Annotated in this window: 1 protein-coding gene and 1 pseudogene; both read right to left on the reverse strand. The window is 69.0% G+C overall.

The genetic code is table 11. From position 1 onward, the window contains the following. Window positions 1-33: 33 nt before the first annotated feature. A complete protein-coding gene (locus tag AC0HI0_RS18875) occupies window positions 34-9,144 on the reverse strand; it encodes a type I polyketide synthase (RefSeq protein ID WP_480933681.1) in 9,111 nt (3,036 codons plus the stop codon). Between the two features lie 40 nt (window positions 9,145-9,184). Then, window positions 9,185-13,795 (reverse strand): annotated as a pseudogene (locus AC0HI0_RS18880) (type I polyketide synthase); the annotation flags it as partial. Between the last annotated feature and the right edge of the window lie 68 nt (window positions 13,796-13,863).

The raw sequence follows: 13,863 nt of genomic DNA on the forward strand, positions 1-13,863 counted from the left end.
GATCCGACGCCCCGGCGGGCAGAGCTTGGCCTGTCAGGAAAGTCCGAGCTGCTTGTCGATGAAGTCGAACATCTCCTCGGACGTCGCGGACTCCAGGTCGTCACCCCCGGACCCGCCGCCCGCCGCACGGCCGGTGTGCACCTTCACCAGCAACGCCTGCAACCGGTTGGCAACCCGGGATCGCGCGCCGTCGTCCGGCAGCACCGCGAGCACCGACTCGACCTTCTCGATCTCGGCGATGACGCTGTCGACCGGATCGGTGTCCCGGAAGAGCAGCACGGTGATGCGGTGGGCGAGCGCGCGGGGCGTCGGGTAGTCGTAGGTGACCGCCGCCGACAACGTCAGCCCGGTCACGGTGTTCAGCCGGTTGCGCAACTGGATCGCCGCCAACGACGTGAAGCCGACATCGGTGAACGTCTCGTCCGGCCCGAGCAACGCCCTGTGCCCCAGCACCTCGCTGCTGTGCTCCCGCACGAGGTCGAGCAGCACGCGCTCGGCCTCGACGGGGCCGAGCGCGGCCAGCCGGCCGGTGATCGGCTCGACAGCGGGTGCGGCGCTCTCGCCGGTCGGCGCGGGAACGAGGTGTTCGAGCAGCGGACTCGGCCGCGTCAGGGTGAACACCTCGGCGAACCGCGCCCAGTCGACGGCGGCGACCGCGACGCTGGTCTCACCGAGCGCCAGGACCCGCTCCAGCACGTCGATCGCGGCGCCGGGCTCCATCGCGGTGATCCCGCCCCGGCTCCAGCTGTCGACGCCTTCCGGGCCGACCTTGGCGGCCATGCCGTCGCCGGCCCACGGCCCCCACGCCACCGACGTCCCGGCCAGGCCACGTGCCCGACGACGTTCCATCATCGCGTCGACGCACGCGTTCGCCGCGCTGTAGTTGCTCTGTCCGGCGTTGCCCACCGTTGCCGCCAGGGAGGAGAACACCACGAACACCGGCACATCCCGGCCTGCCGTCACCTCTTCCAAGACCCGCGTGCCCGCGACTTTCACACCCAGCACCGACGACCACGCCGCCGGCGGCAGCGAACCGACGACACCGTCACTCACCGCCCCGGCGGCGTGCACCACCGACAACGGCCGGTCGTCCGCGATGCCAGCAACCACCTGCGCCATCTGCGCGGCATCGGTCACGTCACAGGCCGCGATCGTCACCCGCGCACCCAATGATTCGAGCTCGGCCCGCAGCTCCGCCGCGCCCTCCGCCCCCGGTCCTCGACGGCTCACCAGCACGACGTGATCGGCACCGCGTACAGCAACCCAGCGCGCCACGTGCATACCCAGGCCACCGGTACCGCCCGTGATCAGCACCGTCCCGGATGCCTGCCACCGGGCGGCGGCGTCACCGGCACGCGCACGCGTCAGGCGCCGTCCGTAGACGCCGTCCGGCCGCAACGCGACCTGGTCCTCGGCACCACCGAGCACAGCGGCGAGGTCGCGCACGATCACGCCCCCGGCGGTCTCGGGCAGGTCGATCACGCCACCCCACAGCTCGGGGTGCTCCAGCGCGATCACCGGCCCCGCACCCCACACCTGCGCCTGAATGGGATCGCGGACCGGGTCGGTGTGCCCGGTGCCCACCGCGCCCTGTGTGAGCGCCCAGACCCGGAGTCCGGGTCCGGAGTCCAGCACGGCCTGCACCAGCGTCGCCGTGGCGACCACGCCGACGCCTTCGCCGGCCTCGTCGGGAGCAAGGGCCAGCAGGGAGACGATTCCCGCCACCTCTCCCTCCGCGTGCAGCAACCGCGCCCAAGCAACCCGATCCGGCTCGGCGACCTCCAGCTCCAGCACGGACTTCGCGCCGACGGCGAGTGCGGCCTGGTCGGCGATCTCCCGGACCGCCGGAGCACCACTCGGCGTGACGACGAGCCACCTGCCGGACAACGTCGTGGGACGGCTCGCGGGCAGTGCCTGCCAGGTGACGTGGTAGCGCCACCCGTTGTCATCGGCTTCACCCCGTTGCACCGACGGTCGCGTGATCCAGTACCGCTCGCGCTGGAAGGCGTAGGACGGGAGCGGCACGACCCGTCCCGCCGGCACGATCCGTTCCCAGTCCACCTCCGCGCCACGGGCGTGAGCCTTGCCCACCGCAGACACCAGAGTTCCCGGGTCTGACGCCGTCACCACGGCCACGTCGGCACCGGCCAACGTGTCGGTCGCAGGAGCCGCCAACACACTGCGCGGCCCCACCTCCACCAACGTCGCCACACCCTGCGCGTTCAACGTGCGAACCACATCCGCGAACCTCACCGGCTCACGCACATGCTCAGCCCAATACGCGGCCGTGCCATACCCCTCACCAGCAAGCTCACCGGTCACACCGGAAACCACCGGAATCCTCGGCTCCTGCGGCGTGATTGCGTCGATCCTCTTCACGAACCCATCAAGCGCCGGGTCCATCAACACCGAATGGAAAGCGTGCGACACCCGCAAACGAGTAGTACGCAACCCAGCCGCCTTCGCCCGATCAGCCACCGCGAGCACCGCGTCCTCTATCCCAGACACGACAACCGACTCCGGCGCGTTCACCGCCGCGATCGACACCCCGTCACCCGGAAGCAACCCACGGACGACGTCCTCGCCGGCACCGACAGCGACCATCGCGCCACCCTCGGGCAACGCCTGCATCACCGACGCCCGCACCGCCACCAGCGTCGACGCATCCTCAAGGCTCAGCACTCCTGCGACGTGCGCCGCCGTGATCTCACCAATCGAATGCCCGGCAACGGCCTCGACCTCGACACCCCACGACTCCAACAACCGGAACACGCCAACCTCGAACGCAAACAAAGCAGGTTGGGTGTAGAGGGTCGCACCCAACCCCTCCTCATCACTCCACATGACGTCCCGCAACCCAGGCTCGAAGTGGCCCACCACCTCGTCAAAAGCCTCGGCAAAAACAGGGAACCGCTCATACAGCTCACGGCCCATCCCGACCCGCTGCGAACCCTGCCCACCAAAAACCACCGCCACGCCACCGGCTCCCGACACCACGTCGACCGCATCGGAAACCCCGACACCCACCGCGTCCAAGCCGGCCAGCAACACATCCCGATCAGCACCAGTGACGACCGCCCGATGCACGAACCGCGACCGCCGCAACAACGACGCCCCAACGTCAGCCACGCCGACAGGCACTCGGCGCACATGCTCAGCCAACCGCACCGCCTGCGCCCGCAACGCCTCCGGCGACTTCCCCGACAACACCCACACACCAGGCCCCGACACCGACTCCACCTCGGCCTCAGGCTCGGGCTCGGGCTCGGGCTCGGGCTCGGGCGACTCCAGAATCACGTGCGCATTCGTGCCACTGATACCGAACGACGACACGCCGGCCCGATACGGACGACCCGTCTCAGGCCACTCCTGGCTCTCCGTCAACAACGACACCGCACCCGACGACCAGTCGACCTCCGGCGTCGGCTCCTCGGCGTGCAAGGTCCGGGGCAGCACTCCGTGCCGCATCGCCATGACCATCTTGATGATCCCGCCAACACCCGCAGCGGACTGCGCATGCCCGATGTTCGACTTCAACGAACCCAGCCACAACGGACGCTCACGATCCTGGCCGTAGGTCGCCAACAAAGCATGCGCCTCGATCGGGTCGCCCAACCGCGTCCCTGTCCCGTGCGCCTCCACCACATCCACATCACCCGGCTCCAACTGGGCTTGGGCAAGGGCCGCACGGATAACCCGCTGCTGCGCCGGACCATTCGGCGCCGTCAAGCCGTTCGAAGCACCGTCCTGGTTGACCGCACTCCCCCGAACCACCGCCAGAACCCGACGTCCCTCGGCCAGCGCGTCCGACAGCCGCTGCACCACCAACACACCGACACCCTCGGCCCACCCAGTCCCGTCAGCACCCGCCGCGAACGACCTACAACGCCCATCCACAGCAAGACCACGCTGACGACTGAACTCCACAAACACATCGGCATGCGGCATCACCGCCACACCACCCGCCAACGCCAACGAACACTCACCCAACCGCAACGACTGAGCCGCCAAATGCAACGCCACCAGAGACGACGAACACGCCGTATCCACCGTCACCGCCGGACCCTCCAGGCCCAAAAAATACGCAACCCGACCAGACACCACACTCGACGCATTACCCGTCAGCGAATAACCCTCGACCTCCACCGGAGCCACACCGGACACATAATCCCGATGACTCGCCCCGACAAAAACACCCACCTGACCACCACGAAGAGAAAGCGGATCAACCCCGGCGCCCTCGATCGCCTCCCACGACACCTCCAACAACAACCGCTGCTGCGGATCCATCGCCAACGCCTCACGCGGCGAAATCCCGAAGAACCCGGCATCAAAATCGCCGGCCTCGTACAGGAACCCACCACTGCGCGTGTACGACTTCCCCACCGCATCGGGATCGGAGTCGTAGAGCCCTTCAAGGTCCCAGCCCCGGTCGGTCGGGAACCCACCCACAGCATCGGCACCGGCCGCGACCAGGTCCCACAACCCCTCCGGCGAGGACACCCCACCAGGGAACCGGCAACCCATCCCCACGATCACGATCGGATCGTCAACCACTTGCGCAACGACCTGGCGCTCAACCACCTCACGGGAAGCACCGACCAACTCGTCAACCACAAACCGCGCCAACGCCTCCGCATTCGGATAGTCGAAAACCACCGACACCGGCAAACGCAACCCCGCCGCCACACCCAACCGATTCCGCAACTCCACCGCCGTCAACGAATCGAGACCCAACTCCCGAAACGCCCGACCAACCTCCACCACACCACCCGAACCAAACCCCAACACCCCCGCCACACACCCACACACCAACTCCAACACCACACCAAAACGCTCGGCTGGCCCCAACGGCAGCAGGCGCTTCCCGAGCTCGGTGACGTCCTTCCCGGACGTGTCGACGGCGAGCGCATCACGTACCTCGTCGAGTTCCCCGATGAGCTGACTCGGCCGGTGGGCGGTGAAGACCGGCGCGAACGAGGCCCAGTCGACGTCGGCAACGGCCAGGAACCGCTCGTCGCACTCCAGCGCGCGGATGAGGGCGGCAACGGCGAGCTCCGGGTCCATCGCCCGAACGCCCTGCCGCCGGAGCAGTTCGCCGGCGTCCGTCTCCTCGACCATGCCCGCGCCCGCCCAGGCGCCCCAGGCGATGGACGTCGCCTGCCTGCCCCGTGCCCGACGCCAGTCCGCCAACGCGTCGAGGAACGCGTTCGCCGCCGCGTAGGCCGCCTGCCCACCGCTGCCCCACACGCCCGCGTTCGACGAGAACAGCACGAAGGCGTCCAACGGGGTGTCGGCCAGCAGTTCGTCCAGCAGAATCGCGCCGCGGACCTTCCCCGCCAACACCTCTCGGATCGCGCTGGGGTCAAGGTGCACGACCTCTTCGACAGCGACCACGCCCGCGGTGTGGACGACGGTGCGGATCGCGTGACCATCGGCCCGCAGGTTGTCGAGCAGCGCGGCGAGGGCATCGCGATCGGCCACGTCACAAGCGGCGATCGTCACGTCCGCGCCGAGCTGGGCCAACTCTTCCCGCAGATCGACCGCACCGGGCGCATCCGGGCCACGGCGGCTCGTCAACACCAGGTGCTCGGCACCGTGCGCCGCCATCCAGCGCGCAACGTGCGCACCCAAGCCGCCGGTGCCACCGGTGATCAGCACCGTCCCCCGCGCCGACCACGAGCCCGTCTTCGACACCGCCCCGGCGCGTACCAGCCGGCGACCGTAGACACCCCCGGGCCGCAACGCGACCTGGTCCTCCGCGCCGCTGAGGACTGCGGCGAGATCGCGTTCCAGGACCAGTTCGGGATCGGCCGGCAGATCGATCAGGCCGCCCCAAAGATCCGGATGTTCCAGAGCGATCACCCGGCCCGCTCCCCACACCTGGGCCTGCTCCGGATGCAGCACCGCGTCATCGCCACCGGTACCCACCGCCCCCTGGGTGACCGCCCACACCCGCGCGTCCAGGCCGGCGGCCAGCACGGCCTGCACCAGCGTCACGGTGGACACCAACCCGGCGTCGGTCGGCACCGGCAGCGAGATGATCCCCGTGCAGTCGCGGTGGGCAGCGAGCAGTCCGGCCCAGGCCGGGCGGTCGGGTGCGCCCAGTTCCAGCACGTCCGCACCGAGGACGTTCGCGATCCGGTCGGCGAGATCGCCTGCCGCACCGGCAGGCCGGACCACCAGCCACCGACCCGGCACCCCGACGGTGCCCTTGGGCAGGACTCGCCAGTCCACCCGGTAACGCCACCGGTCGACCACCACGTCCTGGTCGCGGCGACGGCGCCAAGCGGACAGCGCGGGCACCAGCTCCCGCAACGGTGTGTCCTCGGCGACGCCGAGATCGACGCTCAGCGCCTCGGCATCACCGCGCTCCACTGCGGCCCAGAACGCATCTCCGTCCACATCGGACGAATCGCCGAGTGCGGAACGTTCGAGCCAGTACCGCTCCCGCTGGAAGGCGTAGGTGGGCAGCACCACCGTTCGGCCGATCGGCTGCACAACGGCCCAGTCGATGTCCACGCCACGGACGTAGGCTTCGGTCGCAGACCGGATCAGCCGGTCCAGGCTGCCTTCATCACGGCGCAGCGAGCCTACGACGATGGCTTCGGAGTCCTGGAGGATGTCGTGCAGCGCCGGGACGAGCACGGGGTGCGCGCTGACCTCGATGAACGCGTGGCTGCCGGCTTCTGCCAGGGTGTGGATCGTGTCGGAGAACAGGACTGTTTGGCGCAGGTTGCGGTACCAGTAGGCGGCGTCGAGCGTACTCGTGTCCAGCAGCTCACCAGTAACCGTGGAGTAGAACGGGATCCCACTCCCACGCGGCGTGATTCCCGCGAGGTCGGTCAGCAACCGGGCCTCGATGCGTTCGACGTGCTCGGAATGCGACGCGTAGTCGACCGGAATCCACCGAGCCCGCACCCCACGCCGCTCACACTCGTCATACACACCTTGCAACCCGCCGACCGGCCCGGAGATCACCGTCGTAGCAGGCCCGTTCACCGCCGCGACCCCGACGCCACCCCAGCCGGCGACGAACTCCTCCGCCTCGACACGGGACAGCGCGAGCGACATCATCGAGCCCTCACCACACAGCGCCCGCAACGCGCGTGACCGCAGCGCCACCACCGTCGCCGCATCCTCAAGCGACAACGCACCCGCAACACAAGCAGCAGCGATCTCGCCCTGCGAATGACCCACCACACCCGCGACCTGGACACCCCAGGACTGCCACACCCGAGCCAGCGCCACCATCACGGCGAACAGAACCGGCTGAACCGCGTCCACCCGATCCACCACACCGCCACCACTCAACTCGGTGACCGGCATCTCCGCCCGCCCACGCACCACATCCACCACCGAGAACCCGACCAACGGATCGAGCACTCGCGCGCACTGGTCCAGCTCGTCGCGGAAAACGGCGCTGGATTCCCACAGCTCCCGCCCCATACCCCGCCACTGCGAACCCTGACCCGGGAACACCAACACCACACCACGGCCGGCACCCGCAACCACCCGACCCGCAACGTCCAGCGTGCCCAACCCGGACAGCAACGCATCCCGATCCGCACCAACCACCACAGCACGATGATCGAACCGCGACCGCCGCAACAACGACGTTCCGATGTCGGCGATGCCGGTCGGCACCCGGCGGACGTGCTCGGCAAGCCGCGCTGCCTGAGCCCTCAACGCCTCGGACGACTTCGCCGACAACACCCACACACCAGGCCCGGGTTCGCCCTCCGGCTCCGCTTCGGGTTCCGGTCCCGCTTCAAGAATCACGTGCGCATTGGTGCCACTGATACCGAACGACGACACCGCAGCCCGCCGCGGCCTCCCCAGGTCAGGCCACACCTGGTTCTCCGTCAGCAACGCGAGCGCCCCGGAACTCCAGTCCACGTAAGGCGACGGATCATCGACGTGCAGCGTCCGCGGCAGCACCCCGTGCCGCATCGCCATCACCATCTTGATCACACCGGCCACACCGGCAGCAGCCTGCGTGTGCCCGATGTTCGACTTCAACGAACCAAGCCACAACGGACGCCCACGGTTGCGCCCATACGTCGCCAACAACGCCTGCGCCTCGATCGGATCACCCAACCGCGTCCCGGTCCCGTGCGCCTCCACCACGTCGATCTCGTGGGGCTCCACCTTCGCGTGGTTCAGCGCCGCCCGGATGACCCGCTGCTGAGCCGACCCGTTCGGCGCCGTCAAACCGTTGCTGGCACCGTCCTGGTTGACCGCACTCCCTCGAACCACCGCCAGAACCCGCCGACCCTCCGCCAGCGCATCCGACAACCGCTGCACCAACAACACACCAACGCCCTCAGCCGGGCCGAACCCGTCCGCACCCGCACCGAACGCCTTGCACCGCCCATCAGGCGCCAACCCACGCTGACGGCTGAACTCCACGAACATCCCCGGGTGCGGCATCACGGTCACACCACCGGCCAGCGCCATCGAGCACTCCCCGGCACGCACCGACTGCACCGCCAAGTGCAACGCCACCAACGACGACGAACACGCCGTATCCACCGACACCGCCGGACCCTCCAGGCCCAGGCAGTACGCCACCCGGCCGGAACCGAGGCTGGTGGTGTTCCCGATGATGACGTGCCCCTGCACCGATTCCGGGGTCCGCGTCGGGTCGTGCGCGTAGTGGTGATTGGTCAGGCCGGCGAACACGCCGACCGGCCGGCCGCGCAGCGAAACCGGGTCGATCCCGGCGTACTCCACTGCCTCCCAGGACACCTCCAGCAACAACCGCTGCTGCGGATCCATCGCCAACGCCTCACGCGGCGAAATCCCGAAAAACCCCGCATCAAAATCACCCGCGTCATGCAGAAACCCACCACGACGCGTGTACGACTTCCCCACCGCCTCCGGATCCGGGTCGAACAACTCGTCCAGGTTCCAGCCGCGATTCCCCGGGAAGTCCCCGATCGCATCCACACCGGACTCGACCAGCCGCCACAACTCCTCCGGTGACGACACCCCACCGGGAAAACGACAACCCATACCCACCACGGCAACCGGCTCCGACGCCGCCGCCTCCACCGACTCCAACCGCCGACGCGTCTCCCGGAGATCCGCCGTAACCAGCTTCAAGTAGCTCCGGAGCTTTTCTTCGGCCCCCACTGTCACACCCACTCCCTACAGAAGGACAACCCGCCGGCAGAAGGAATCAACCGATACCCAGCTCGCGTTCGATCATCGAGAACATCTCCTCGTCGGAATCGACGTCCCCACCACCCGACGCCAAGTCCACCAACACTCCGCGCAACCGTCGTGCCAAGTCCTGGCGAACCTCGTCCGGCAGCTCCACGCCGGACAACAACGACTTCCACCGGTCGAACCCGTCGACCACGCCGACCGCCGGATCCACGATCAGCTGGTCGAGCAGGTAGCGGGCCAGCGACTCGATGTCGGGGTGGTCGAAGACGATGCCGACCGGCAGCTGCAACCCGGTGATCGCGTTCAGCCGGTTGCGCAGCTCGACCACGGTGAGCGAGTCGAACCCCATCTGCTTGAACGACCGGTGGACGTCCGCACCCGCGTCGCGAAGGCTGAGCACCTCGCCGACTTGCCCGGCGACCAGGCCGACGACGGTGTTCTCCCGCTCGTCCGGTGCCATGGCGGCCAGTTCTTCCCGCAGGCCGGCGGGCTCGATCCGGGTGGCCTTACCGGTCGCCGCGTCGGCGAGCAGTGCGCGCACCTCGGGAATCTCGTCGATGAACCGGGAAGGGCGCTCCAGCGTGTACGCCGACACGAACCGGTCCCAGCGGATGTCCATCACCGCCGCCGTGGCGTCGTCCGCCAGCAGTACCTGTTCCAGCGTCGACAGGGCCGCTTCGGGTGCGAACTCGAACAGACCGTGCCGCCTGCTCCGATCCCGCACGGCTTCCACCGCCATGCCGTTCCCGGCCCACGTCCCCCACGCGACCGACGTCGCCACCAGCCCCCGCGACCGACGCAGCTCGGCGAGCCCGTCGAGGAAGGCGTTGCCGGGCGCGTAGTTGCCGAGACCGGGCGCCCCGAACACGGCCGCGTACGACGAGAACAGCACGAAAGCCGAGAGCTCGCGGTGCTCGGTCAGCTCGTGCAGGTTGAGCGCACCCCGCACCTTCGCGCGCGCCGCCCAGGTCATCTGGTCCGGGGTCAGCGTGCCGATCGTGCCGTCGTCCAGCACGGCCGCCGTGTGCACGACCGCGTCGAGGTCGTCCAGCGGTTCGAGGAGCGCCGCCAGCGCGGCGCGGTCGGTGATGTCGCAGGCCGCGATCGTCACCTCCGGCCCGAGCTGTTCCAGTTCCGCCCGCAGCTCTGCCGCGCCGGGCGCATCGAGGCCACGACGGCTCACCAGCACCAGGTGCTCGGCACCACGGCCGGCCAGCCAACGCGCGACGTGCGCACCCAACGCCCCGGTACCACCGGTGACCAGCACCGTGCCCGACACCCGCCACTCGCCCGCACGGCTGCCGCGCGCCCGCACCAGCCTCCGCCCGTAGACGCCACCAGACCGCAGCGCGACCTGGTCCTCGCCGGCGGACCCGCTCACAACGGCCGCCAGATGGCGCCCGATCACCTCGGCGAGCCCGGTGGCCGTGGCAGGCACGGCGGGCAGGTCGACCAGGCCACCCCACCGGTCGGGGTGCTCCAACCCGATCACGCGACCCGCACCCCAGACCTGGGCCTGCACCGGGTCCCGAACGGGATCATCGACGTCGACCCCGACCGCACCCCGGGTCAACGCCCACAGCCGCGCGTCCAGCCCGGTGTCCAGAAGGGCCTGCGCCAGCACGACAGTGGCGGCCACGCCGGTGCTGGTGTCGCCGTGCTCCGCCAGCGCGAGCAGCGAGACGATCCCGGTGGTCCCGGGGAACTCGTCGAGCGCCTTGGCCCAGTCGTGTCGGTCGGGCTCGGCGGCGTCGAGCTCAAGCACCTGCGCGGGGCCCTCCGCGCCGGCCAGCGCCCGGCCGACGTGCGACGCGATCTCACCAGCCCCGGCAGGTGCGACCACCAGCCACGAGCCCGTAACGTGCCCGGTCGGTGCGGCCGGCAGGGACCGCCAGACCACCTGGTAGCGCCACGCGTCCTGCACCGTGTCGGCACCTGTCTGCTCCGGGACGAACCAGAACCGCTCGCGTTGGAAGGCGTACGTCGGCAGCGGGACCACCCGCCCTTTGGGGACGACCTTCGTCCAGTCGATGTCGACACCGCCGACGAACGCTTCGGCCGCAGACCGGACCAAACGGTCCAGACCACCCTCGTCACGTCGCAACGAACCGACAACGACGGCCTCGAAGCCCTGAAGGATGTCGTGCAACGCCGGAACCAGCACCGGATGCGCACTCACCTCGACGAACGCACGGTGCCCCTCTTGCGCCACCACCCCGACGGTGTCGGAGAACAACACCGTCTGCCGCAGGTTGCGATACCAGTAGGCGGCGTCCAGCCCACCGGTGTCCACCCGCTCACCGGAAACCGTGGAATAGAACGGGATCTCACTCCCACGCGGCCTGATCCCGGCCAACTCCGTCAGAAGCTCGGCCTCGATACGTTCGACGTGCTCCGAGTGCGACGCGTAGTCGACCGGAATCCACCGAGCCCGCACCCCACGCCGCTCACACTCGCCATGAACACCTTGCAGACCGTCAACCGGGCCGGAGATCACCGTCGTAGCAGGCCCGTTCACCGCCGCAACACCAACGCCGCCCCAGCCGGCGACGAGTTCCTCGACATCCGCACGCGACAACGACACCGACATCATCGAGCCCTCGCCACACAACGCCCGCAACGCCCTCGACCGCAACGCCACCACCGTCGCCGCATCACGCAGGGACAACGCCCCCGCCACACACGCAGCAGCAATCTCACCCTGCGAATGACCCACCACCCCGGCGACCTGGACACCCCAGGACTGCCACACCCGAGCCAGCGCCACCATCACGGCGAACAGAACCGGCTGAACCGCGTCCACCCGATCCACCACACCGCCACCACTCAACTCGGTGACCGGCATCTCCGCCCGCCCACGCACCACATCCACCACCGAGAACCCCACCAGTGGATCCAGCGCCTCGGCGCACTCCCCCAACACATCCCGAAAAACAGAGCTGGACTCCCACAGCTCCCGCCCCATACCCCGCCACTGCGAACCCTGACCCGGGAACACCAACACCACACCCCGACCGGAACCCGCAACCACCCGACCCGCAACGTCCAACGTCCCCAACCCGGACAGCAACGCATCCCGATCCACACCGACCACCACAGCACGATGATCAAACCGCGACCGCCGCGACAACGACGCCCCAACGTCAGCCACGGAGAACCCGGACTGCTCACGGACATGCTCAGCCAACCGCACCGCCTGCGCCCGCAAAGCCTCGGGAGACTTCCCCGACAACACCCACACAGCAGGACCAGGCTCGCCCTCCGGCTCGGCCTCCGGTTCCGGCCCCGCTTCAAGAATCACGTGCGCATTGGTGCCACTGATACCGAACGACGACACCCCGGCCCGCCGCGGCCTCCCCGGATCAGGCCACTCCCGCTCCTCCGTCAGCAACGCGAGCGCCCCGGAACTCCAGTCCACGTAAGGCGACGGCTCATCCGCGTGCAGAGTGCGCGGCAGCACCCCGTGCCGCATGGCCATGATCATCTTGATCACGCCGCCGACACCGGCCGCGGCCTGCGTGTGCCCGATGTTCGACTTCAACGAACCAAGCCACAACGGACGCCCACGATCCCGCCCATAGGCGGCAATCAACGCCTGAGCCTCGATCGGATCACCCAACCGCGTCCCAGTCCCGTGCGCCTCCACGACGTCGACATCAACCGGCTCCAGACTCGCCTGCTCCAACGCAGCCCGAATCACCCGTTCCTGGGCGAGGTCGTTGGGTGCGGTCAGGCCGTTCGAGGCGCCATCCTGGTTGATCGCGCTCCCTCGAACCACCGCCAGAACCCGCCGACCCTCCGCCAGCGCATCCGACAACCGCTGCACCAACAACACACCAACGCCCTCAGCCGGGCCGAACCCGTCCGCACCCGCACCGAACGCCTTGCACCGCCCATCAGGCGCCAACCCGCGCTGACGGCAGAGGTCAAGGAAGAGCCCGGGACCGGCCATGACGGTGGCCCCGCCCGCGAGCGCCATCGAGCACTCCCCGGCACGCACCGACTGCACCGCCAAGTGCAACGCCACCAACGACGACGAACACGCCGTATCCACCGACACCGCCGGACCCTCCAGGCCCAGGCAGTACGCCACCCGGCCGGACGCCACACTCGTCGTGGTCCCGGTGAGCAAGTGACCCTGCATCTCCTGGGTCTTGGTCAGCAGCGAGGCGTACTCCTGGGCGATAACGCCGCTGAACACCCCGACCCGCCGGCCCCGCAACGAGGCCGGGTCGAGCCCCGCGTACTCCACCGCCTCCCAGGACACCTCCAACAACAACCGCTGCTGCGGATCCATCGCCAACGCCTCACGCGGCGAAATCCCGAAAAACCCCGCATCAAAATCACCCGCGTCATGCAGAAACCCACCACGACGCGTGTACGACTTCCCCACCGCCTCCGGATCCGGGTCGTAGATCGCCTCGACATCCCAGCCACGATCGCCCGGGAACTCCGACACGGCATCCACACCGGACTCGACCAGCCGCCACAACTCCTCCGGTGACGACACCCCACCGGGAAAACGACAACCCATACCCACCACGGCAACCGGCTCCGACGCCGCCGCCTCCACCGACTCCAACCGCCGACGCGTCTCCCGGAGATCCGCCGTAACCAGCTTCAAGTAGTTCCGAAGCTTCTCCTCGGCCCCCACCACCACACCCACTCCCCTCACGAGAACAGCACGAC

Source organism: Saccharothrix sp. NBAS 001 (genome assembly GCF_056640475.1).